Origin of the sequence: Synechococcus sp. BS55D, assembly GCF_004332415.1 — a bacterium.
Lineage (GTDB): Bacteria > Cyanobacteriota > Cyanobacteriia > PCC-6307 > Cyanobiaceae > Synechococcus_C.
The window spans coordinates 216703-238009 of the sequence record NZ_PHQT01000001.1; the positions used below are offsets into that span (position 1 = coordinate 216703).

The window sequence follows — 21307 nt, forward strand, 5'->3', positions numbered from 1 at the left end:
CCAATTCGGTAACGACCGCCACCCGCGATGGCACCACTGAAGCCTTGGATGGGCCCAGCCATTCCACGGCACATGTTCACCGATTACAAACCCAGCCGCGGCTACGACGAATATTTCTGCAGCGAGCAAGCGGAACCGCGCACTCCCCTGCTGCCGCTGCTGTCGTCCCTCGGGCGCATCGGCCTTGATGAACTGAATCGCTCACACGCCTCCGCCAGTAATCTGCTTCGCCGCCTTGGTGCAACCTTTCGCCTGAATGATTCAGGCCAGCTCGGTGGTGAGCGGATCCTTCCCTTTGATCCATTACCTCGCTTGATCAGTCGTTCCGACTGGAACAGCTTGGAACGAGGGCTTTTTCAACGCCTTGAAGCGATTGACTGCTTTCTTGCCGATGTTTATGGAGAGCAGCGGATTCTCAACGACGGTGTGATCCCCCGGGAGGATGTGGAGAGCTCCCAGGGCTGGCGTCCTCAGATGCAAGGCATGACAGTGCCGCTGGGGCGCTGGTGCCACATCTCAGGTCTCGATCTAATCCGGGACGGACGGGGCACTTGGCATGTGCTTGAGGACAATCTGCGTTGTCCATCAGGCGTGGCCTATTTCCTGGAAAACAGGCGGGTCATGAAACGGCTGTTTCCGAGCCTGTTCGAGGGCCGCACGGTGCAGCCCATCGACGACTACCCCTCCCATCTGCTGCGCACGCTGAAGGAACTCGCCCCCTGGACAGACACGCCCCGAGTCGTGCTGCTGACCCCGGGGGTGTTCAACAGCGCCTACTTCGAACACAGCTATCTCGCCCAGCAAATGGGTATCGCCCTGGTGGAGGGGCGAGACCTGGTCTGTGAGGACGGTCGGGTCTGGATGCGCAGCACCCGTGGATTGGAAGCCGTGGATGTGATTTATCGACGCATCGATGACGACTTCCTCGACCCTCAGGTGTTCCGCCGCGATTCGATGCTCGGCGTGTCCGGGCTGCTTGAGGTGATGCGTGAGGGACGGGTAGCGATCGCCAATGCCCCAGGCACCGGAGTCGCTGACGACAAGCTCATCTACGCCTACGTGCCCGAGATGATCCGCTACTACCTGGGAGAAGAACCGATCATCGCCAATGTGCCGACTTATCTCTGCTCTCGCCCCCAAGATCTCACCTACGTGCTGGAGAACCTGCGGGAGCTGGTCGTGAAGTCCGTGGCCGAAGCCGGTGGCTACGGCATGTTGATTGGCCCCCACGCCAGCCGGGAGGAGATCGAGGCCTTTGCTCTCAAGATCCAGGCCAACCCCCGCAATTACATCGCCCAACCAACCCTCGAACTCTCCACCGTCCCATCTCTGAGCGAAGGAGTGCTCTTCCCCTGTCACGTGGATCTTCGGCCCTACGTGCTGCGCGGACGCAGCAACTGGGTCAGCCCCGGCGGCCTCACCCGGGTGGCACTGAAGCGAGGCTCCCTGGTGGTGAACTCCTCCCAGGGGGGCGGCTGCAAAGACACCTGGGTTGTCTCCGACAGCCAGGTTGTCTCTGACAGCCAGGTTGGTTCCGAACTCACGCCATGTTGAGCCGCGTTGCCGACTCGCTCTACTGGATCAATCGCTACGTGGAGCGTGCCGAGAACATCTCCCGCTTCGTGGAGGTGAGTGAAGCGATGGCGCTCGACTGCCCACCAGGCAGTGCCGAGCCCTGGCTGCCATTGGTGGAGGCGAGTGGAGACCGAGAGGCCTTTGATCAGCACTACCCGGGCCAGAACCCGAAGGAGGTGATCCGCTTCCTTGTCTCTGATCGAGACAACCCCAACAGCATCGTGAGCTGCATCGCCATGGCCCGGGAGAACGCGCGCCAGATCCGCGATGTGATCACCACAGAGATGTGGGAGCAGATCAATGGTCTCTACTGGAGTCTCCAGGATGGTGAGGCGATTTGGCAGGAGCCGGAGCAGGAGCAGCTACGCGACATCCGTCGCGGCTGTCAGCTCTTTTACGGGATCACGGATGCCACCCTCAGCCGGGATCTGTCCTGGCTGTTCAGCCAACTTGGTCGCCTGATTGAGCGAGCCGACAAGACGTCCCGCATCCTGGACGTGAAATATTTCCTGCTGCTGCCCTCACCGGAAGAGGTGGGGGGCGTACTCGACGAACTGCAATGGATCGCCCTGCTGCGCTCTGCCGGGGCCTATCAGATGTTTCGCCAGAGCATGCAGGAGGCGATCGCCCCCAGCGCCGTGGCCTCCTTCCTGCTGCTGGATCCCACCTTCCCCCGCTCCGTGCGCTGCTGCCTCCAGGGCATCAGCGACACCCTGCAACAGATCCAGCGCCAGCCGGTGCCAGGTCCACCCGATGACCTGGAATGCCTGCGTGGCCAACTGCTGGCGCGCTGGAGTTTCGTGCGCATCGATTCCCTCATCCACTCCGGTCTGCATGAGGCGATCGATCACCTCCAGGCGGATCTGAACCGCTTGCATCAGCTGATTCACGAGCGTTACTTCACCCTCAGCGATCTCCGTTCCATCCCTGCCGATCCCGCATGCGCGCTCAGCTGATCCATCGCCTCAACTACCGCTACGCAGCTCCCGTGAGCCTTGGGGAGCACCGTCTCTGCCTGCAACCGAGGGGTCAGGGATTCCAGCGACTGATCAGCCATCAATTGGAGATCAGCCCCGATCCGGTGCATCGCCACGAACTGGTGGCCTCCAGCGGCGATGAAATCTGCCGGGTACGTTTTTTCGGCGCCACCGACCGGCTCAGCTTCATCGCCCGAAGCCTGGTGGAAACCCGCAGTGCACCACCGCTTGAGAGCTGTTTCAGTGGCATGGAACCCTCATTGCCCTATCCGCGCGGCCTGCTGAACAAGGATCTCCAGGGGGCGCTTGAGGGCTGGCTGCCCGATGGACAACACGACCCCTCGGCGGTGGAGCTGGCCCAGGATGCACTGATGGGCAGCAATCAACAGGCCCTGCCCTTTCTGCGCCAACTGGTGGAGATGATTCAAGATCGGGTCAAATACACCCAGCGCCACATTGGTCCGGCCTGGCCCGCCGGCCGCACCCTCCGGGAGCGAGTCGGTTCCTGCCGAGACCTGGCCATGCTGATGATCGAATGCTGCCGCTGTGTGGGTCTGCCAGCTCGCTTCGTGAGCGGTTACCACCTGGTGGATCCGGCCCCGGAACAGTACGACCTGCATGCCTGGGCGGAGGTGTATTTGCCCGGTGCCGGCTGGCGAGGCTTCGATCCAAGCGGCAGCGGCGCCATCGATGATCGCTACATCGTGCTGGCCAGTTCCTCAAGACCCGAGCTCACAGCAGCGGTAACCGGCAGTTTCAGTGGGCCGCCGAACACCGCCAGCGACCTGAGCTGGAGCATCGAAGCGGAGATTGATGGCTGTGGCCTGCAGCTTCGAGGGGAACATGGGCAGGAGCCTGATTCCAGGCAAGCTCAGGCCGCCTGAACCAGTGGCGCCAAACCATGCAAACGCGGCCGAGGGGCTGCGGTGGAGGTGATGGCAAACAGCTTGGGAATTTGGCGGCTGTTGTAAACGCGGAATTCACGCACGAGCGACGCACCGGTCTCACGCAGGGCCTGGTTGAGCACCACCGAACCCTCAGGATCCGACACGGAGCGATGAAAGGTGCCCTTCGGGATGCGCAGGATGTCACCACCGCTCTCCAGACGCACGATGTGGAAAGGCACCTTCCAGCTGAGATTCACCAGATAGAAGGTGCGACCACCACTGGCAGCCAACAGGTTGTCTTCCTGATGGGGGTGGAGATAGAACTGCCAGGCGCCGCTCTCAGGATCATTGGGGGGGCTGACGGCCGGACCGCTGTGGATCACCAGATCGCGGGCATTGGAGTCAGCGACGGTGACATCAAAGAAGCGCACCGCCGGCGTGTCGCGAAAGCGTTCGTAGGAGAGCAGTTCGAACACGGTGAGAGGTGGGCCGTAGAGCTAAAGCCTTTGTAAACGGCTGAAAAGCAACCGATGGTGCCAGATGCAACCGATTCCCAAGCCGGCGTTCAGCCGCCGAGATAGGCCATCTCGGCGCGCTCCGGATCGGTCTGCACCTGGAGACTGCGCTCTTCGCTGTAGCGATCCATGCGCGCTGACCAGTGATCCCTCAGCGCCACGACCAGCGACTCGGCATCAGGGTGAGGCTCAAGCCAGGGCCGGAGATTGAGCCCGGTCGATGCAAACAGACAAGTGAACAGCTGGCCATCAGCGGTGATCCGGGCCCGATTGCAATCAGAGCAAAACGGCTCGCTCACAGAGGCGATCATCGCCACCACGCCGGCTCCATCTCGGTAACGCCAACGCCGGGCCGTGCCCCCTGCTGGCCGACCCAGGGGCTCCAGGGGCCAAACCGCTTGCAGTTGGCGGAGCATCTCCGCCGCCGGCATGACCTGATCGCCGCTCCAGCCGTTCCGATGCCCCACATCCATGAACTCGATCAGGCGTAGTTCCAGCCCTTGGTCACGTGCGAAGGCAGCCAAGGGCAGCAGCTGATCCTCATTGCGACCCCGTTGGATCACGCTGTTGAGCTTGAGTGCACCCAAACGAGGGTCAAAGCCAGCCTCACGGGCCACCACAATCGCCTCACGCACCGCAGCGAGGGCGCGGGAACCGGCCTCGCCCACCTCTGGCAATCCAGCCATGGCGGCCACCACACCGGCATCGAGGCCATCGAGGCTGAGAGTGATCCGATCCAGACCAGCTCGCCGCAGACGCTCAGCCCTGGCTTGATCCAGGAGCAAGCCATTGCTGGTGAGAGCCACCTCCTCCAGTTGCGACAGTGGATCGCCTGGCTGTTGTCGCCGCAGGCGAATCGCCTCAAGCAAAGGCTCCAGCTGGTCACTGAGCAAGGGTTCACCACCGGTGAGGCGCAGGGAGCGAACCCCAAGGCGACAGCAGGCCTCAATCAGCGCCAGGCGCTGCGACTGACTCAGCAACCCGCTCACCTCCCTGTGGTCGGGCTGGCAATAGGAACAGGCGAGATTGCAACGGGCCGTCAACGACAGACGCAGCACCTGAAGAGGGCGCTGCCTGCGGTCCGTCACCAACTCAGAACTCACCATCAGTCAACGCTGCCAGATCAGCGGGATGGTTGGCATTGAGCAGCTGCTCTGGAGGCAGAAAAAAGGAGCGGTGGGGAATCAGGTCCAACCAATCGTGCCAGCGATGGCAGCCGCGACCTAACTGCCGCTCGAGTGCAGCGTGGGAGCCAGCCATACCGGGATAAATCCCAAGCAGGGGCTGCTGCCGTTCGCCGTCATGCGCCACCAAGGCCGCGTGCTCCTGTTCCCGCCAGGCGACCAACAGCGTGTCCAGCGCAGGGGAGGTGAGGTAAGGCAAATCGATCGGCAGCACCAACCAGGCCTCATCGACCCGAGCGGAAAACACGGCAGCAAAAGCCTGCAAAGGTCCGGCAGGAGGCCATGGCTCAGGCAGCACCAACAAATCCGGAAAACGCGAAGCAAGGTGCTCGCGATGTCGGGGATGACCTGACAGCACTAGCACCTGCAGACCCAGAGCCCTCGCCATGGCCACGGTGTTGTCAATCCAGGTCCCGCCCCTGGGATGGGGCAACAGCGCTTTGTCAGCACCCATGCGACGGCTGGCCCCTCCGGCGAGAACACACGCACGTAGCAGTCGCGGCACAACAGAGGCTCGGATCACCGTCACTTAGCACCGCCGCAGGGGGGCAATTCCGTAACAACAGCGACCAGGGAGATGGCGGGGAGGTGGTGCAATAGCCAGGCGGTTTGCATTGGCGCCGCAACTGAAATCCTGGGCGCTGCCTTTTCCGAAGCCGGGGTTTGATCCTTCCTCATCCACAACCCCATGCTTGGCGATCTTTGGTCGTTCCAAGGGAGATATCGAACGCTTCATCTCACTTGGTTCGCCTTTTTTCTCACCTTTGTTGTCTGGTTCAACCTGGCGCCCCTGGCCACCACGGTGAAGGCGGATTTCGGACTCAGTGTTCCCCAGATCCGCACCCTGGCGATCTGCAACGTGGCATTGACCGTGCCCGCTCGCATCCTGATCGGGATGCTGCTCGACAAGTTCGGCCCACGCATCACCTACTCCACCTTGCTGGTGTTCGCAGCCATTCCCTGTCTGATGTTCGCTGGAGCACAGGATTTCAACCAACTGGTGGTGGCCCGTCTCCTGCTCTCGATCGTGGGTGCGGGTTTTGTGATCGGGATCCGCATGGTGGCTGAATGGTTCCCACCCAAGGAGATCGGCCTGGCAGAGGGGATCTACGGTGGTTGGGGCAACTTCGGCTCCGCCTTCTCGGCCCTTACCTTGGTGATCGTGGCCGGCTGGCTGTCATTGTCCGGCGGCTTCGAACTACCGGGCGGCGAAATCCTGAACTGGCGCGGTGCCATCGCCCTCACCGGCATCATCTCCGCGGTGTACGGCTTCATCTATTACGCCAACGTCAGTGACACACCTCCTGGCAAGGCCTATCAGAAGCCGGCCAAGTCAGCGGGCCTTGAGGTCACATCCATGAAGGATTTCTGGGGTCTGCTGGGCATGAACGTGCCCTTCGCGGCCATCCTCTGCGTGCTCTGTTGGCGTCTCCAGAAAGTTGGCTTTCTGAATGCCGGCACCTATCCCCTGGCGTTGGTTGCGGTGCTGATCTGGTTCATCTTCCAGACCTGGGGAATCATCCGCACCAACCGTGAGCTGATCCTTGGCACCAAGACCTACCCCAAGGAGGATCGCTACGAGTTCAAACAGGTGGCCATCCTGGAGCTCACCTACATCGTCAACTTCGGTTCCGAGCTGGCCGTGGTGTCGATGCTGCCTGCTTTCTTCGAAAGCACCTTCGGTCTACCCAAGGCCACGGCAGGCATTCTGGCCTCCTGCTACGCCTTCGTGAACTTGATCGCCCGCCCCGGTGGCGGACTGATCTCCGATCGGCTCGGGAGTCGCAAAGGCACGATGGGCTTCCTCACCATCGGCCTGGGCATCGGCTATTTGGTGATGAGCCTGATCAAGCCAGGAACCTTCAGCGGCACTGCCGGCATCGCCATCGCCGTTTTGCTCACCATGGCCTGCTCCTTCTTTGTGCAAGCCGGTGAAGGTGCCACCTTCGCCATGGTGCCCCTGGTCAAGAAGCGGGTCACCGGACAGATCGCTGGCATGGTGGGTGCCTACGGAAACGTCGGAGCCGTGGCCTACCTGACGATCTTCAGCCTCCTGCCCATCTGGATGGGTGGTGATGCGAAGGATCCCTCACCCGAAATCGTGGCGGCCTCCAACAGTGCCTTCTTCCAGGTTCTGGGGATCGCTGGCCTGATCGTGGGCTTCCTCTGCTACTTCTTCCTCAAAGAACCCAAGGGATCCTTTGCTGAAGAGCATGCCGATGAGGCTGCACTGGCAAAGGTCTGATCAAACCGCGCCTCAACAGGCTGCACTCGTGGGGAGCCCAACAGGGCTCCCGCTTTTGTTGGCACATCGATCCCGATCATGTCCCAGCGCTGGTTAACTCAGCGCCAACATCCCTCTCGCCATGGCTGAGCCGACGACCAACCAACACAGCCAGTGTCCATACTGCGGAGTGGGCTGCGGTCTTGAGCTCCTGCCGCCGGGAGAAGCCGGAAAGGCCGTGAAACGCGATGCTGAAGGCACACCGATGTGGAGCTCCCGCGGTGATCGAGACCATCCCTCCAGCCTCGGGCAGGTTTGCATCAAAGGGGCCACGGTGGGAGAAACCCTGGCCCGAGGTCGACTGAATCAACCTCTCTATCGCGCCAGTCTCGACCAGGATTTTCAGCCGATCGACTGGGATCAGGCCCTGGATCTGCTTGAAGGTCGAATTCGTAGCACCCTTGCCGGCAAGGGGCCCCAGGCGATCGCCATGTATGGCTCAGGCCAGTTCCACACCGAGGACTACTACCTCGCCCAGAAACTGCTGAAAGGAGCCCTGGGCACCAACAACTTCGATGCCAACTCCCGGCTGTGCATGAGTTCTGCGGTGGCCGGCTACACCCGCAGCCTCGGTTCCGACGGCCCCCCCTGCTGTTATGAGGATCTCGATCAATGCGCGGTCGCCGTCCTGATCGGCACCAATACGGCTGAGTGCCATCCGGTGCTGTTTCAGCGTCTGCTCAAGCGCAAAAAACGAGACCCCAAGGGCCTCACGATCGTGGTGGTCGATCCCCGGGCGACCGATACAAGCAGGATCGCCGATCACCATCTGGCCATTGCCCCCGGCACCGATCTCGCACTGCTGCATGGTCTTGCTCGACTGATCGTTCAGGACAACGGCTTCGACAGTGACTTCATCGATGAGGCCACGGAAGGCTTCGCCGCCTATGCGAAGACCATCAGAACCTGGACTCCAGCCAAGGTGGCCGCACTCTGCGGAATCAGCGAAAAAGAACTGCGACAGGTCGCCAGGCTCTGGAGTCGCAGCCAGGGGGTGCTCAGCCTTTGGTCCATGGGTGTCAACCAACGGCGAGAGGGCACCGCCGTTGTGAGCGGCATCATCAACCTGCATCTGCTGACAGGGCAGATCGGCAAGCCGGGGGCCGGCCCCTTCTCGCTGACTGGCCAACCGAACGCGATGGGGGGGCGAGAGGCCGGCGGCCTGGCCCATCTGCTTCCGGGATATCGCCTGGTGAGCAATCCCGAGCACAGAAGCGAACTCGAGCGGGCCTGGGGTCTTCCGGAGGGCTCGATCCAGCCGACCCCGGGCCTGACCGCCTGGCAGCAGGTGGAGGCGATGGAGCGGGGCGAGCTGGATCTCTGGTGGGTGGCAGCCACCAACCCGTTGGTGAGCATGCCCAACCTAGAGCGGGTGAAGGCGGCCATGAAGCGCTGCCCCATGGTGGTGGTGAGTGAGGCCTACGCCGACACAGAGACCTCCCATTACGCCCATTTGCTGCTGCCCGCAGCGCAGTGGAGTGAGAAGGCTGGTGCGATGACCAACTCAGAACGGCGCGTGACCTTCTGCCCCGCCTTCCGGCCCCGGCACGGTACGAGCCGTCCTGACTGGGAGGTGTTTGCTGAGCTGGGACGACGTCTGGGATTCGTCGAGCAATTCAGCTATGTCTCCTCTGCAGAGGTGTATGCGGAATTCACAGCGCTCACCGCGGGCCGGGTCTGCGACATGTCGGGGCTCAGCCATCAACTCCTGGCGCAGCATGGGCCGCAGCAGTGGCCCTTCGAAACCGGACGCGAACCCAGCAACAGCTCCCGGCGGCTCTACAGCGACCATCACTTCCCCACCAGCAGTGGACGGGCTCGCTTTCACGCCGAAGACCCCCTCGGCCTGGCCGAACCGCCCTGCGAGATGTATCCGCTGGTGCTGTGCGTGGGCCGCTACCTAGGGCAGTGGCACACCATGACGCGCACCGGCAAGGTGGAGCGCTTGCGAGCAATGCATCCAGAACCGCGCCTGGAAATGCATCCGGAAGACGCAGCCCGCTTCTGCATCGAAGCCGATGGCCTGGCGGCCATCAGCTCACGGCGGGGCACCCTCACCGCCCGCGTCACCATCAGTGAGCGCATTCGCAGGGGGTCGGTATTTCTGCCGATGCACTGGGGATTCAGTCAGGACAATGCCTGTGAAGCCAACGCGCTGATGCACGAGCTGGCTTGCCCAGTCTCCAAACAACCGGAACTGAAGGCAACTGCCGTGGTGGTGGCCCCTGCAGTGTCGGTGGTCAAACCGATCGAACAGGACAGCCGGCGCTTGGATGCACTGCGACGCTGGCTCAGCCCAGCACTTCGCTGAACGCCGCCTCCAGATTCTGATGATCGTGGCCGGGCCGAGCCAGCTTGCAAAGCGCGAAACGCTCCAGTTCACTCAGACCAGCCCAACGGTCGAGCGCGAGGGGAATCCGCCTCCGCTGAGCCGCCTCCAACAACAGGTCCGGCAGCTGGTCAGAGCATTGCCAAGGCTCTGCAATGGCGACGGGCAGGTCAGTCACCATTCCGTCGGCCATCGCAGCGGTGCAGAGGCGCAAATGATCCCTCAACAGGTCAAGAGCCTTTGAATCATCAGCCCAGTCCACCAGCTCCTGGCGTTGCTGCTGACTGAGGGCAAGCCAATGATTGAGCCTCAGCTTGACGCCGCTCAAATCGAGTTTGCGCCGCACACAAAGAGGAATACAGCGCCAGTTGCCGATGAAATCCTGCTCAAAGGCAAAGCAATGACGGGCCTGATCGATCGACCGTTCAGGCATTGGTATCAACAGCAACCATGCACTCTTGTTTAGCCGAAAACGGTGTATCTGATGACCATCCATGCCAGCGGAAGCCAGCAAGCTCTGCGCACGCTGTACAGCCATCATGCGCTTCGCCATTTCTCTCGGCATGCTTTTGGGTGTCTCCCATGGCTGGGTGGTCTCCGAGGGTTACGCCTCCGACTGGCTCACTATCAATCCGGAAAGAACCATGACATTTCCGGGGCTGAATCGGGCATTCGGTAGCGAATCATTCAGTGCTTTTCCATAGTGGGATCTTCATCCCTTGCACTGCCTCCATGGCAACCAGCAACGTTTCGGCAACGAGCACCCGTAGCCCGATCACCATCGCCGCCGGTTTCATCGGTGCCTTCATCGTCGCCTCCCTGGCCGTTCAGATGGTGCGCAGCCAGATCGCGATCCATCCTGTGCAAGCCGAGGCATCGAAAGCGGCCACCGTTGAGCCAGTGATTCCCTCCCAAGCCAGTCTCTGGTCGGTGCTCGGCGAGCGCTGATCAACACGGACAGGCCAAGAAGACGCAAAGCCATGGCTGATGGCCTCACCCACCTCACCGGCCAAGGAGAGGTGCACATGGTCGATGTGGGCGATCGAGACATCAGCCGAAGGGAGGCTGTCGCAGAAGGTTGCCTGCGCATGGAGACCAGCACTCTGCAGCGGATCATCCAGGGAGACACTCCCAAGGGTGATCTGCTGGCCGTGGCCAGGATTGCTGCGATTCAAGGGGCGAAACGCACCTCAGAGCTGATTCCCCTCTGCCATCCCCTTCCCCTGAGCGGCATCGAGGTTGCGATCAAGCCTGACCAAGAGCTGCCTGGACTTCAGCTGCAAGTCCACTGCCGAACCACTGGGCAGACCGGTGTGGAGATGGAGGCACTCACCGCTGTCTCCATCGGCCTGGTCACCCTCTACGACATGCTCAAGTCCGTGGACCCCGGCATGACCATCGAAACGATTGGGCTTGTGGAAAAGCATGGCGGACGCCATGGCAGCTGGCACCGACAAGCTGCAGGCCATGACGGCTGAGCCCTTCGGACGCGAAGGGCTGCCGCTTGAGCAGGCGCGCGAGCAGATCCTCGAAGCGTTGCAACCCCTTGGCCGCAGCGAAGTTCTGCCCCTCGTGCAGGCCCTTGGCCGCACCACCGCCAGCCCCCTACAGGCGCTGGCCGCAGTGCCGGGGTTTCGCGCCTCGATCATGGATGGCTATGCGATTGCCGGTGCTGAGCAACCGGAGCCCGGTGCCCGCTGGCATCTGGTGGGGGCTTCAGCAGCCGGTGCGCCCTATGGCGCCAAGCTTGTAGCTGGTGAGGCGGTGCGCATCCTCACCGGCGCTGTGGTGCCCGAGGGGAGTGAGCGGGTGTTGCCGCAGGAGCTGGTGTCTGCCGCTGGGGATCAGCTGGAGTTACTGAAGCCCTGTGGGCCGAACCCCTGGATTCGCTCCCCGCAGGAGGAGGCGGCGCCGGGCCAGGCGCTGGTGGGCGTGGGCCAGCGGCTGGGGGTGGCGGAGCTGGGGCGGCTGGCGAGTTGCGGGGTGCGGGAGCTCCGCGTGAGCTGCCGGCCTCGGATTGGTTTGCTGATCAGCGGTGATGAGCTGCTGCCGCCCGGGGCTGAGCGCGGGCCGGGCCAGATCTGGGAAAGCAATTCCGCACTGCTGTCCGCTCTGCTCCAGCGCCTTGGCTACCCGGTGACCAAACAGCTGGTGGTGGCTGACGCGCCGGAACCGCTGCGCGAAGCCCTGCAGGAACTGGCAGCGACCTGTGATGTAGTGGTGAGCACCGGTGGCGTGTCTGCCGGAGACAGCGACTGGATCCGCCCGCTGGTGGAGGAGCTGGGGCAGGTGCGCTTCTGGAAGCTGTTTCTCAAGCCGGGGCGGCCATTTGCCTGGGGGCAGGTGGCGGGGGTGCCGTTCTTCGGACTGCCGGGCAACCCGGTGGCGGCAGCGGTCACAGCACTGCAACTGCTCTGGCCAGCGCTGCAACGCCTGGAGGGCGCTGAGCTGGAGCTGTTGCCCCGGCTCAAGGTTCGCCTGGAAGCACCCCTGCGCCGTGGAGCCGGCCGGCCGGAGCTGGCGCGGGCTCAGCTGATGGTGACGGCCGATGGCGCCTTGCAAGCCCGGGTGGAGGGATCCCAGGCCTCCTCGCGCATCGGTTCGCTGCAAGGTGCTGATCTGCTGCTGGAGATTCCCGCGGAGCTGGGGAGTCTGGAAGCAGGCACGGAGCTATGGGCACAGCTGCTGCGGTTGCCATTGCTCTGAACTCAGAGTGGCGTGTTGGCACTGAGCCATTCGCTGCTGCCATCAGCACGCCACTCCCGTTTCCAGAAGGGAGCCTCATGCTTGAGCAACTCCAAAAGCTCCTGGCAGCACCGCTGAGCGGGACCGCGGCGGTCAGCGCCGATCGCCACAAGCACAATCGGCTCACCGGGGAGTACACGCCCAATGCGGTGCTGAATCAGGCAGCTGCGTGCGTGATGGCGCGCGCCACAGGCGTGAGCCAGTTGCTCGAGATGACGTTCGCTCATGCCGGAGTAATGGTTCAGCTCCAGAGCCTCCAGCGCACTGCCATCAGCTGCATGAGCGCGCATGCGACCAATGAACAGACCCTCGGCAGCGCTGCTGGCATGACCTTGAGCATGGAGCTGACAATGCCATCGCTCAAGAGAGCTGAATGGCTCAAAAGGTTGATGGAGCAGTTCAATCCTCAGGTGCATCGGTCCCGAATCAGCGATCTGAATCAGTCAAAGAACTTGAATCAGCCCCCAGTGAAAGGTGGCAGAAAGGCCAGCTCATCGCCGGCATGCACCCTTTGCTGAGGGTCCACCAGGTTTTGGTTGATCGCCACTCGGATACTCGAACTCCAGGGACCGAGATTCAGCTGATTCCAAACCTCGAGGGCCGAGACGTTGTCACCTGCCGGCAGCGACAACTCCCGTTCAGACCAACCGGCCCGATCCTGCAGTGCTGCGAAAAGCAGCACCCGCACGTTGTCAGCGCCCCCCCGTTCCGAATCCGCTTTCAACACCTCGCCCACGACTCCAGCTCTGCATGGTTCTAGCGTCAGCACTGGCGAAGCTTCTTTGCTCTGACTCTCTCGATCGCTCTGCTGACGGTTTCCGATCGCCGCAGCCTCGCTGATGATGTCAGCGGCGACTGCCTGCAGCAGCGCCTCCAAGCGGCGGGTCACCACCTGGCAGAGCGCCGCATCTGCCCCGACGATCGCTACAGGATCCGTGCCAGCGTTAGCACCTGGATCGCCGATGAAACCATCCAAGTGGTGATCACCTGCGGCGGCACCGGACTGACGGGGAGGGACGGCACCCCGGAAGCGGTTGAACCCCTACTCGACAAATGCATCGACGGTTTCGGCGAATTGTTCCGGGTGCTGTCGTTTGAAGCAATCGGCACCAGCAGCCTCCAAAGTCGCTGTCTCGCAGGCGTGGCCAATGGAACGATCGTGTTCGTTCTTCCCGGCTCCCTTGATGCGGTGGAAACCGCCTGGGATCGGTTAATCAAGTCTCAACTCGATGCAACGACCAAACCCTGCAATCTCGTGCAGCTGATTCCCCGACTCAGAGAGTCGCCGGATCGCCTTGCAGCCGAGTCGTTCAAAAAGGGATCGGCATCGTGACCGCAGCAGGCTGAGGCGCACACGCCTCGATCTGCTCCGCCACCACATCACCCACCACCACGATCGAAGGAGAAGCGAAGGCCTCCTCCTGAGCCCGCTCGGCCACCGTGGCCAGCGTGGCCTTCAGGCAGCGCTGGCCAGACACTGTGCCTTGCTGAATGACCGCCACCGGCGTCTCGGCGCTCAAGCCACCCTTCACGAGCTCTGCTGCGATGCGGGGCAGGTTATGGAGGCCCATATAAATGACCAGTCCATCGCTGGCGCTGGCCAGGGCCTGCCAATTGACGCTTGGACGCCGTTTATCAATCTCCTCATGGCCAGTCACAAAGGTCACCGACGACCCCGCCCTGCGATGGGTGACAGGAATGCCGGCATAGGCGGGTGCGGCAATGCCGGCGGTGACACCGGGCACCACCTGCACGGGAACCCCATGACTGGCCAGGTGGGCCGCCTCCTCACCACCACGCCCAAACAGAAAAGGGTCACCCCCCTTAAGGCGCACCACACACTGATGCCGCTGAGCCAGCTCCACGAGCACCGCATTGGTGCTGGGCTGAGGCACGGAATGATGCCCCCTGCGTTTGCCGACGAACCGGCGCTCACAGCTCTCGGGCACCAGATCCAGCACCTCCCGCGGAACCAAGGAGTCATAGACGAGCGCATCACAACTGCTTAGAAGCCGCTGGGCTTTCACCGTGAGCAAGTCAGGGTCTCCCGGACCTGCTCCAACGAGATAAACGGTTCCCACCTTCAAATCTCCAAGAGTTGCATCGGTCACAGTCGCTTCGGTCACGGGAGAGCAGCAAGGAGATCGATCAAACCGGAGCGCACCAAAGGGACCTCCAACAGTGCAGGCGATCCACCAGCCTGACGCAGGGCCTCCGACATCCGGTTCGGTGCCAGTGCCAGTGGCCGAGGCTGATATCCCGGATGTTCGGTCTCAAAGACCTCCCACTGATCCGCCGGCACCAACGGACAACCCAGTTGAGTTGCCAGAAGGTTCAAGTAGCGATCGGCAGGCCCCGGTCGCACGGGGTGATGGACCACAGCCTGGGATGGCACCACCCCATCATCCGGGGATGACAGCCAGCGACCCAGCAAGTCTCGCCAGTAGGGCCAGGCACCGAGAAAAGGCAACAGGGTTGTGGACGTCCCTTCTTCACGCAGCCGTTGGCGGATCTGTGGCAAATCGGAACGCACATGACTGCCGGGCAACAGCAACAAAGGAACAAGCCACTCGTGCTCGGGTTCTGAGGTCGGGAACCCCAGCCTGGTCTGCGCCGGTTCAGCCGCTGTAAGGGCCTCCAGCAGCACTGGGGCCTGGCGACAATGCGCCACCGCATCAGCCAACTCGAGCCAACACGATGGAATCTCGCCGCCACTGCGGCCATGCACCACCAAGCGAAGAGTGGATCGCTGGAGAGAGCCAGATTTCCGTAACAACCGCCACGGATCAAAACGAGCAGGCGCTGATGAAGTCAGACCGAAGCAATGAACACCCTTCGCATCATGCCCAGACAACGCCCACGACCGAGCGCCATCTCCGAGCACAGGCGTCACGAGCGGCCAACAGCCAAGAGACGGTCGGAGCTCGATCGCGACCTGGCGGCGATGGCAAAAGTCTGGTGGATGATCCGCCAGGGCGCCGTGCGCATGCTTGGTGAAATCGGTCGTCAATACTGACCAGGACCCCCATGAATTGGGCGCTGCCATGCAGCCAGAAAGCGCCGCACTCACGTGTAGCGAAACAGACAAAATCGCGGGCTCGCACCCATTGGCCGTTTGGTGAGATCCGCTACCGAACGTCGCACCAGTCAGCCGCTAAAACCTCCCTGCAGCGCGCCTTTCCTTTTGAAGTGCTGCTCAACACGTCCTCTAAGAGACGTTTGCACTTCACCCGTCGATCCATGACCGTCAGCGCAGCCACCAGGGACTACCTGGAAGGGAAAAAGCTCAACAAAATCGAGCAGAACAAAGCCGAAAAGGATGGCCTTTTGGTTGGCAGCGAGATTGAACATTTTGCCCAAATCGGCTGGGAGCAAGTCGACGAAACCGATCTGCAATTGCGTCTGAAGTGGTACGGCATGTTCTGGCGCCCGAAAACACCAGGGAAGTTCATGCTGCGCCTGAGAGTGCCGAATGGTGTGCTGAACAGCGATCAGCTGCGCGTTGTCGCTTCGATTGTGGAGCGCTACGGAGACAATGGCAGCTGTGACATCACCACGCGTCAGAATCTGCAGCTGCGCGGAGTGCTGCTCTCTGATCTACCCGAGATTCTGAAGCGCCTTCAAGAAGCCGGGCTCAGCACGATCCAATCCGGCTTTGACAACCCTCGCAACGTCACCGGCAACCCAATCGCGGGAATCGATCCCACAGAAATCGTTGACACACGCCCATACACTCAAACACTCAACGACTTTCTCACCAACGACGCCAAAGGCAACAGCGATTACTCCAACCTTCCACGTAAGTGGAACACGGCTGTCGCCGGGTCGAAGGATAATTTTCTGCTTCACAACGACATCATCTTCCATCCGGTCGAGCACAACGGCGAACTGGGCTTCGGGGTTTGGATCGGTGGCATCCTCTCCTCCCAGATGAATGCCTACGCCATTCCCCTCAATGCCTGGGTGAAGCCGGATCAGATCTGCGCCATGACCGATGCAGTGATCAGCATCTGGCGTGACAACGGCGAACGCGACAAGCGTCCGAAAGGTCGGTTCCGCCTTTATCTCGACCAGGTGGGGCTGGAACCGTTCCGGGCGATGGTGGAGGCGCGCCTCGGAACTCTCACCCCGGATCCCGGTTCAGTCTTTGATGCCGAACCACGCTCCCACTACGGCATCCATCCCCAGAAACAGGAGGGACTCCACTTCGCCGGTCTGCACGTACCCGTGGGCCGACTCACGGCGGATGATCTGCAGGATCTCGCCAGCGCCAGCCTCCGCTATGGCGGCGGTGAGGTGCGACTCACAGAGGATCAGAACGTGATCCTTGTGGGCATTCCCACCGAACAGATCGGTGTCCTGGAATCCGACCCGATCGTGCAGCGCTTCCCTCTGGCACCAGGCACCCTTGCGGCCGGCACCGTGTCTTGCACTGGCAACACCTACTGCGGTTTTGCCCTCACCAACACCAAGGATCAGGCCCTGGAAGCAGCCCGACGTCTCGACGCAGAGCTGGAACTTCCCGCCGAACTCAAAATCCACTGGACAGGATGTCCGAATACCTGTGGCCAGGCCTACATGGGTGCCATTGGCCTCACAGGAACCAAAGCCAAGAACAGTCAAGGCGAGATGGGCGAGGGCTACACCCTGACCCTGGGGGGATCGCAGGGAGCGAATCCACAGATCGGCGAACTACACCGCAAGGCGATTCCAGCCGAGGAGATCCACTCGGTGCTCCGGGAGGTGCTGATCGAACAGTTCGGAGCCAAACCGCGCTCCTGAACCCAACTCCCAGAAGCAACGGCATCCGTGGCGCTGACCTTTTGAAGCCATGGATCAAGACCCATTCACCACTGTTCCATCTCACCCCTCCAGATCATGAGCACCTCACGCGATCTGTTCTCTCGCCTCGTCAATTGGTTCAGCGCCAGCGGTCGGGATCGAGCACCGATCCTGCGTCCCGCCCATCAGCGCGACCTGTTTTCCAAGTTGATGAATCGCATCAGCGGCTGAGCTTCCTGCATCCCACAACATCCCCCAGAGAGATCAACGCCATGAGTGCCACTGCCTCACAAATGGACTACGTCCTGCCCAATGAACTCGTCGACGGCATGATTGCTGCCGGCGGCAAGAAAGCAACTGTCAGCGTCAAGAACCTGCTGATTCGTGGTTTCTATTCCGGCGCGATTCTCGGCCTGGCCGTGATCCTTGCCCTCACCGTGGCCGCCCAGAGCAAGATGCCCTTCCTCGGCTCCCTGCTCTTCCCCTTTGGATTTGCCAGCATCGTGCTCTTTGGCATGGAACTGGTCACCGGCAACTTCGCCCTGTTGCCGATGTCCACCTGGGCGGGACGCAGCACCTGGAGCGCCACCTTCCGCAACTGGAGCTGGGTGTGGATTGGCAACTTCATCGGCACGGCCGTGGTGGCGCTGATCATGTGGGCCAGCCTCACGAGCGCCGGTCACGTGGCACCTTTAGCCGCGGCTGACGGCGGCAAGGGCTGGCAAGTGGTCGCCGCAACGATCATCAAACTCAACAAGCTGAATGTGGTCACCAAATACGAGGCCCTCGGCAGCACCGGACTCTTCCTCGCTTTCCTTCGCGGCGTGGTAGCGAACTGGTTGGTTTGCCTTGGCGTGACGATGGCCCTGGTGAGCAAGAGCGTGCCTGGAAAACTGCTGGCCTGCTGGCTGCCGATCACCGCCTTCCAAACGATGGGCATGGAGCACATCGTGGTGAATCAATTCCTGCATACCGCTGGACCGCTACTCGGCTCTGGGGTCAGCTTCGGTCAGGTGATCGTTTGGAACTGGATCCCAGTCACCCTGGGCAACATCGTCGGCGGCATGGTGTTCATCGGCATGCTCTTCTACAGCACCCACCGCACCCCAGTGGAAAACGTGCTGCCCCGGGAGCATGACGAGAAGCTCGAGCGGGAACTTGCCGCCGAACTGGGAGCACGCTGATCCGAATGGCTGCCCGTGCAATCGATGAGGCCGCCCTCTGGGAGCGGCTGTCGCAATCGCGCAAGGTTCCTCTGGAACCCGACTGGCTGGGGGAGGCTTACTCCCCTGGCCTTTCGTCTGCACTCTGCAGTGCGATCAGTGAACAGCTCGGCATGCTCGGACCGCGGGGATGGCCCGTGATCGAAACGTTGATCCACAGGCATGGCCACCGGCCGGACCTGGTGCACGCCGCTGGGCTCTGTCATCAAGACTCCGCGCGCGACTGGCTGCTGCGTCAATTGCGCGAGAATGACTCTGACGCCGAATGCCCGGATCTCCCCCTGCTTGAAGCGCTCAGCTGCTGGGGAGCCGAACTCACGCTGACGGAACTGGAGCGAATCCTGGAAGCAGCCCCACAGGCCACAAGGCTGGCGGGTCTTGAGCTCCTGAGCTTCAAGACCCATCAACTGGATGCCCACACGCTGCTTCAGCTGTGCGCTCCAGCCCTGGCCGATTGGCGGGACCCAGTCACCATTGCAGCGATTCGTCTCTTGCAGCGCCGAGATGAGCCCTGCATCAGCGATGCCCTCGCTGGCTTGAGCCGCACGGGATCCGATGCCGCCGCCGCCGCCGCCCTCAAAGCACTCGGCTGCATAGCCACCCCCCGAAGCCAGGAACTGCTGGGCACTCTGGTCGTCGAGTTATCGAGAACCCGGCGGGACTTGGCCATGCGTCAGTTGCAGCAGCAATTTCGCAATCGGTAAAACAAGCCATGAAAAAGGGTCCGATCAAGTCGGACCCTGGGTTATAGCTGTCTCAATCCACAAGAAGATGGATCACCATTTTTTGTATGGGAGAAATTTGCCACACATCGTGATCTTGACACGATCACCCTTCGGATCCTCGACCTTATCAACATCGAGAGTGAAGTCAATGGCACTCATAATGCCGTCGCCAAACTTCTCTTGAATCACATCTTTTAGAGGCATGCCATAAACCTGCATGATCTCGTAAAAGCGATAAATCAGCGGATCGGTTGGAATCACAGGATCAAGGCTGCCCTTGGTGGGGTAGTCCTGCAGAGCAGCGGTGATCGCAGGATCCAAGGAAAGCAAGGAAGCCAACTTGGCGGCTTCCTCCGCAGATGCTGTGGCCTGACCATAAAAAAGAGATGCAATCCACACCTCATCGAGACCCATAGCTGCCTCGAGATCAGCAAAGGTCATGCCCTTAGCTTTTTTGGCGGCCATCAGAGTGGCCGTGACCGTGGCCTGAGATGGCGAGGCCAGTGAATGAGTCAGAGCTGATGCGGTCATGCTGAAACTAATAATGGGAACTGCCTTAAGAACAGCATCTCCTGTGAGACGTCTCAGCAGCTCAATAAGCTTGTCCGAATCAGGAACATCCAACTGAAGCATCGACTACAGAACCAAGGGTTTTGGCCAGGATTTAGCAGCCGTTTTAACAGAATTTTAGCGGCAATCCTTGCAGCATCATCTCAATCACTGACCAAAACTTCATGGCATTCATCCGCCGTATTCTCACGACAAGCTGGTCGACTCTGGCCTCGACCATTGACAAGATCTGGAGGCCAAGAGCAGCTAGCTCAAAGCAAAGCTTCCCCAACTTGATTGTTGAACGCCTCTATTACGCCGAGGGACGTCAGCATCCGGACCACCCCCTCCATGGCCTGCAAGTCGGCCTTGCCCGTTGGTAGCGGTTGTTACGCCCTGGGGGTGAGGCAATCAAGAACGATCGCTCTATAACGGGCTTTCCACCGTGCCTCAGTCGGCCACCAGCACCCCTGAGCTCCGCCAACGCTTCAAAGAGCTGCTGCGCAAAGTTGGCAGCGGTGAGCACACCAGCCGTGGCTTGAGCCGCGAGGAAGCCGATGAAGCCCTCGCTCTGATGCTTCAAGGACATGCATCGGACACGCAAATCGGTGCCTTCCTGATCGCCCACAGGATCCGTCGTCCGGAACCCCAGGAACTGGCAGGGATGGTGGACACCTACCGACGCCTGGGGCCCCAACTGACCAGCACATCGGCTCAGCCAAAGCCGGTCTGCTTTGGCATGCCGTTCGATGGACGCACCCGCACGGCACCTCTCTATCCCCTGACCGCTCTGGTGCTCTGCGCGGCCGGACAACCGGTGGTTCTCCAGGCTGGTGCTCGCATGCCCGTGAAGTACGGCGTCACAGCCCTGGAACTGTTCCAGGATCTGGGCTTGGATCTCCAGGGGCTGCCCCTGAACGCTGTGGCCTCCGGCTTCCGGCACCATGGCCTCGCCCTTATCCACCAGCCCGACCACTTCCCCCTCGCCGACAGCCTGATCCGCCATCGGGACGACCTGGGCAAACGACCACCGGTGGCCAGTGCCGAACTGCTCTGGACTGCCCACCATGGCGACCACCTGTTGGTGAGTGGTTTTGTGCACCCACCCACCGAAAGCCGCGCCTGGGAAACCCTGAGCCTGCTGGGGGAAGAGGATGTGATCACAGTGAAAGGGCTTGAAGGCAGCACAGACCTGCCGATCAGCCGCGCCTGCATCACGGCCCGCATGCGCCATGCAAAACCAGCGGAGCGGATGATCCTTCATCCGCGCGATCACGGGTGTTTCGGCCCCGACCAAGAGTGGACAGGCAAGGAAGCCTGGACGGAGCAGGCCCACGCAGCCCTCCGCGGTGCTGGCCCTCTGGCGGCAGCCCTGCGCTGGAATGCCGGTTGCTACCTCTGGTTCTGCGGTGTCAGTGCAAGCCTCAGTGCTGGCCTGGAGCGCGCGGAACAGTGCTTGCAGAAGGCAGAGGGTCAAACCATGCTCGAGTCTCTGATCCGTTGGCGCTCTGCTGTAGGAGGGTGAGATCCTC

The 21307-nt window shown here is 61.6% G+C and carries 26 protein-coding genes; 17 read left to right on the top strand and 9 right to left on the bottom strand.

Going from position 1 to position 21307, the window contains the following annotated elements:
• Positions 1-72 precede the first annotated feature (72 nt).
• From CWE16_RS01120 to CWE16_RS01130, 3 genes are read left to right on the top strand one after another with little or no spacing between them, the layout of a single operon-like run.
• Positions 73-1554: a circularly permuted type 2 ATP-grasp protein gene (locus CWE16_RS01120; protein ID WP_131592967.1), complete on the top strand. Its 1482-nt coding sequence runs from the start codon at positions 73-75 to the stop codon at positions 1552-1554.
• Entirely contained in the window at positions 1548-2531 is a 984-nt protein-coding gene (locus CWE16_RS01125; RefSeq protein WP_131455062.1) for an alpha-E domain-containing protein, read from the top strand. Before CWE16_RS01120 ends, CWE16_RS01125 begins: the two co-directional genes overlap by 7 nt.
• Positions 2516-3436, top strand: a complete 921-nt coding sequence (locus CWE16_RS01130; RefSeq protein ID WP_131592308.1) for a transglutaminase family protein — start codon at positions 2516-2518, stop codon at positions 3434-3436. The genes CWE16_RS01125 and CWE16_RS01130 overlap by 16 nt, the downstream gene beginning before the upstream one ends.
• Here CWE16_RS01130 and CWE16_RS01135 read toward each other — a convergent pair.
• The 3 genes from CWE16_RS01135 to CWE16_RS01145 form a co-directional block, all read right to left on the bottom strand.
• Positions 3424-3915, bottom strand: coding sequence for a redox protein (locus tag CWE16_RS01135; protein ID WP_131592310.1), 492 nt, complete (start codon positions 3913-3915; stop codon positions 3424-3426). The genes CWE16_RS01130 and CWE16_RS01135 overlap by 13 nt on opposite strands.
• An 89-nt stretch (positions 3916-4004) precedes the next feature.
• Entirely contained in the window at positions 4005-5060 is a 1056-nt protein-coding gene (locus CWE16_RS01140; RefSeq protein ID WP_131592311.1) for a GTP 3',8-cyclase MoaA, read from the bottom strand.
• A complete protein-coding gene (locus CWE16_RS01145; RefSeq protein WP_236629496.1) occupies positions 5047-5667 on the bottom strand; it encodes a molybdenum cofactor guanylyltransferase in 621 nt (206 codons plus the stop codon). Before CWE16_RS01145 ends, CWE16_RS01140 begins: the two co-directional genes overlap by 14 nt.
• A gap of 159 nt (positions 5668-5826) precedes the next feature.
• On the opposite strand from CWE16_RS01145, the gene CWE16_RS01150 reads away from it, so the two are divergent.
• On the top strand, positions 5827-7383 hold the full coding sequence (locus CWE16_RS01150) for an MFS transporter (RefSeq protein WP_131592313.1): 1557 nt from the start codon (positions 5827-5829) through the stop codon (positions 7381-7383).
• A gap of 121 nt (positions 7384-7504) precedes the next feature.
• Positions 7505-9733: a molybdopterin oxidoreductase family protein gene (locus CWE16_RS01155; RefSeq protein ID WP_131592315.1), complete on the top strand. Its 2229-nt coding sequence runs from the start codon at positions 7505-7507 to the stop codon at positions 9731-9733.
• Here CWE16_RS01155 and CWE16_RS01160 read toward each other — a convergent pair.
• Positions 9714-10184, bottom strand: coding sequence for a nitrate reductase associated protein (locus CWE16_RS01160; protein WP_131592317.1), 471 nt, complete (start codon positions 10182-10184; stop codon positions 9714-9716). The genes CWE16_RS01155 and CWE16_RS01160 overlap by 20 nt on opposite strands.
• A 61-nt stretch (positions 10185-10245) precedes the next feature.
• Here CWE16_RS01160 and CWE16_RS12200 point away from each other — a divergent pair, with 61 nt between their 5' ends.
• From CWE16_RS12200 to CWE16_RS01180, 4 genes are read left to right on the top strand one after another with little or no spacing between them, the layout of a single operon-like run.
• Positions 10246-10455 (top strand): hypothetical protein, encoded by a 210-nt coding sequence (locus tag CWE16_RS12200; protein ID WP_131592319.1) that lies wholly within the window; start codon positions 10246-10248, stop codon positions 10453-10455.
• 28 nt (positions 10456-10483) lie between these two features.
• The gene (locus tag CWE16_RS01170) at positions 10484-10699 is read left to right on the top strand and encodes a hypothetical protein (protein ID WP_131592321.1); all 216 of its coding nucleotides are present in this window, start codon (positions 10484-10486) and stop codon (positions 10697-10699) included.
• 32 nt (positions 10700-10731) lie between these two features.
• Positions 10732-11229 carry a cyclic pyranopterin monophosphate synthase MoaC gene (gene moaC, locus CWE16_RS01175; protein WP_131592323.1) on the top strand — a complete coding sequence of 166 codons (498 nt, stop codon included), beginning with the start codon at positions 10732-10734 and terminating at the stop codon, positions 11227-11229.
• On the top strand, positions 11177-12457 hold the full coding sequence (locus CWE16_RS01180) for a molybdopterin molybdotransferase MoeA (protein ID WP_236629497.1): 1281 nt from the start codon (positions 11177-11179) through the stop codon (positions 12455-12457). Before moaC ends, CWE16_RS01180 begins: the two co-directional genes overlap by 53 nt.
• 2 nt (positions 12458-12459) lie before the next feature.
• Here CWE16_RS01180 and CWE16_RS01185 read toward each other — a convergent pair whose 3' ends face one another.
• On the bottom strand, positions 12460-12912 hold the full coding sequence (locus CWE16_RS01185; protein WP_131592325.1) for a molybdenum cofactor biosynthesis protein MoaE: 453 nt from the start codon (positions 12910-12912) through the stop codon (positions 12460-12462).
• 41 nt (positions 12913-12953) lie between these two features.
• A complete protein-coding gene (locus CWE16_RS12395; protein WP_330848521.1) occupies positions 12954-13388 on the bottom strand; it encodes a MoaD/ThiS family protein in 435 nt (144 codons plus the stop codon).
• On the opposite strand from CWE16_RS12395, the gene moaB reads away from it, so the two are divergent.
• The gene (gene moaB / locus CWE16_RS01195) at positions 13284-13829 is read left to right on the top strand and encodes a molybdenum cofactor biosynthesis protein B (protein WP_131592327.1); all 546 of its coding nucleotides are present in this window, start codon (positions 13284-13286) and stop codon (positions 13827-13829) included. The two genes, CWE16_RS12395 and moaB, sit on opposite strands and share 105 nt — an antisense overlap.
• Here moaB and cobA read toward each other — a convergent pair.
• Positions 13807-14622, bottom strand: coding sequence for a uroporphyrinogen-III C-methyltransferase (gene cobA, locus CWE16_RS01200; protein ID WP_201737938.1), 816 nt, complete (start codon positions 14620-14622; stop codon positions 13807-13809). The genes moaB and cobA overlap by 23 nt on opposite strands.
• Positions 14619-15272 (bottom strand): DNA mismatch repair protein MutS, encoded by a 654-nt coding sequence (locus tag CWE16_RS01205; RefSeq protein ID WP_131592329.1) that lies wholly within the window; start codon positions 15270-15272, stop codon positions 14619-14621. Before CWE16_RS01205 ends, cobA begins: the two co-directional genes overlap by 4 nt.
• 48 nt (positions 15273-15320) lie before the next feature.
• Between CWE16_RS01205 and CWE16_RS01210 the strand changes: the two genes are divergently transcribed.
• The 5 genes from CWE16_RS01210 to CWE16_RS01230 all read left to right on the top strand — a co-directional run bounded on the left by CWE16_RS01210 (position 15321) and on the right by CWE16_RS01230 (position 19205).
• Complete coding sequence (locus CWE16_RS01210) at positions 15321-15512, top strand: hypothetical protein (RefSeq protein WP_131592331.1); 192 nt, start codon at positions 15321-15323, stop codon at positions 15510-15512.
• Positions 15513-15736: 224 nt separating this feature from the next.
• Complete coding sequence (locus CWE16_RS01215) at positions 15737-17278, top strand: ferredoxin--nitrite reductase (protein ID WP_131592333.1); 1542 nt, start codon at positions 15737-15739, stop codon at positions 17276-17278.
• A gap of 96 nt (positions 17279-17374) precedes the next feature.
• On the top strand, positions 17375-17509 hold the full coding sequence (locus CWE16_RS01220) for a ferredoxin--nitrite reductase (RefSeq protein WP_131592335.1): 135 nt from the start codon (positions 17375-17377) through the stop codon (positions 17507-17509).
• 62 nt (positions 17510-17571) lie between these two features.
• Positions 17572-18462 (top strand): formate/nitrite transporter family protein, encoded by an 891-nt coding sequence (locus tag CWE16_RS01225; RefSeq protein WP_131592975.1) that lies wholly within the window; start codon positions 17572-17574, stop codon positions 18460-18462.
• 5 nt (positions 18463-18467) lie between these two features.
• Positions 18468-19205 carry a HEAT repeat domain-containing protein gene (locus CWE16_RS01230; protein ID WP_131592337.1) on the top strand — a complete coding sequence of 246 codons (738 nt, stop codon included), beginning with the start codon at positions 18468-18470 and terminating at the stop codon, positions 19203-19205.
• Positions 19206-19277: 72 nt separating this feature from the next.
• Here CWE16_RS01230 and cynS read toward each other — a convergent pair whose 3' ends face one another.
• Positions 19278-19757 carry a cyanase gene (cynS, locus tag CWE16_RS01235; protein WP_201737954.1) on the bottom strand — a complete coding sequence of 160 codons (480 nt, stop codon included), beginning with the start codon at positions 19755-19757 and terminating at the stop codon, positions 19278-19280.
• Between the two features lie 203 nt (positions 19758-19960).
• Between cynS and CWE16_RS01240 the strand changes: the two genes are divergently transcribed.
• Both CWE16_RS01240 and CWE16_RS01245 read left to right on the top strand, forming a co-directional pair.
• Complete coding sequence (locus tag CWE16_RS01240; protein WP_131592339.1) at positions 19961-20158, top strand: hypothetical protein; 198 nt, start codon at positions 19961-19963, stop codon at positions 20156-20158.
• Between the two features lie 62 nt (positions 20159-20220).
• Positions 20221-21300 carry an anthranilate phosphoribosyltransferase family protein gene (locus CWE16_RS01245; RefSeq protein WP_131592341.1) on the top strand — a complete coding sequence of 360 codons (1080 nt, stop codon included), beginning with the start codon at positions 20221-20223 and terminating at the stop codon, positions 21298-21300.
• The last annotated feature ends 7 nt before the right edge of the window (positions 21301-21307 follow it).

What these genes read in the sequence shown, in the direction of transcription:
- CWE16_RS01120 (WP_131592967.1), top strand. Translation starts at nt 73, where the DNA reads ATGTTCACCGATTACAAACCCAGCCGCGGCTACGACGAATATTTCTGC.
- CWE16_RS01125 (WP_131455062.1), top strand. Translation starts at nt 1,548, where the DNA reads ATGTTGAGCCGCGTTGCCGACTCGCTCTACTGGATCAATCGCTACGTG.
- CWE16_RS01130 (WP_131592308.1), top strand. Translation starts at nt 2,516, where the DNA reads ATGCGCGCTCAGCTGATCCATCGCCTCAACTACCGCTACGCAGCTCCC.
- CWE16_RS01140 (WP_131592311.1), bottom strand. Translation starts at nt 5,060, where the DNA reads ATGGTGAGTTCTGAGTTGGTGACGGACCGCAGGCAGCGCCCTCTTCAG.
- CWE16_RS01150 (WP_131592313.1), top strand. Translation starts at nt 5,827, where the DNA reads ATGCTTGGCGATCTTTGGTCGTTCCAAGGGAGATATCGAACGCTTCAT.
- CWE16_RS01155 (WP_131592315.1), top strand. Translation starts at nt 7,505, where the DNA reads ATGGCTGAGCCGACGACCAACCAACACAGCCAGTGTCCATACTGCGGA.
- CWE16_RS01160 (WP_131592317.1), bottom strand. Translation starts at nt 10,184, where the DNA reads ATGCCTGAACGGTCGATCGATCAGGCCCGTCATTGCTTTGCCTTTGAG.
- CWE16_RS12200 (WP_131592319.1), top strand. Translation starts at nt 10,246, where the DNA reads ATGCCAGCGGAAGCCAGCAAGCTCTGCGCACGCTGTACAGCCATCATG.
- CWE16_RS01170 (WP_131592321.1), top strand. Translation starts at nt 10,484, where the DNA reads ATGGCAACCAGCAACGTTTCGGCAACGAGCACCCGTAGCCCGATCACC.
- moaC (WP_131592323.1), top strand. Translation starts at nt 10,732, where the DNA reads ATGGCTGATGGCCTCACCCACCTCACCGGCCAAGGAGAGGTGCACATG.
- CWE16_RS01180 (WP_236629497.1), top strand. Translation starts at nt 11,177, where the DNA reads ATGGCGGACGCCATGGCAGCTGGCACCGACAAGCTGCAGGCCATGACG.
- CWE16_RS01185 (WP_131592325.1), bottom strand. Translation starts at nt 12,912, where the DNA reads ATGCACCTGAGGATTGAACTGCTCCATCAACCTTTTGAGCCATTCAGC.
- CWE16_RS01210 (WP_131592331.1), top strand. Translation starts at nt 15,321, where the DNA reads ATGAACACCCTTCGCATCATGCCCAGACAACGCCCACGACCGAGCGCC.
- CWE16_RS01215 (WP_131592333.1), top strand. Translation starts at nt 15,737, where the DNA reads ATGACCGTCAGCGCAGCCACCAGGGACTACCTGGAAGGGAAAAAGCTC.
- CWE16_RS01220 (WP_131592335.1), top strand. Translation starts at nt 17,375, where the DNA reads ATGAGCACCTCACGCGATCTGTTCTCTCGCCTCGTCAATTGGTTCAGC.
- CWE16_RS01225 (WP_131592975.1), top strand. Translation starts at nt 17,572, where the DNA reads ATGGACTACGTCCTGCCCAATGAACTCGTCGACGGCATGATTGCTGCC.
- CWE16_RS01230 (WP_131592337.1), top strand. Translation starts at nt 18,468, where the DNA reads ATGGCTGCCCGTGCAATCGATGAGGCCGCCCTCTGGGAGCGGCTGTCG.
- cynS (WP_201737954.1), bottom strand. Translation starts at nt 19,757, where the DNA reads ATGACCGCATCAGCTCTGACTCATTCACTGGCCTCGCCATCTCAGGCC.
- CWE16_RS01240 (WP_131592339.1), top strand. Translation starts at nt 19,961, where the DNA reads ATGGCATTCATCCGCCGTATTCTCACGACAAGCTGGTCGACTCTGGCC.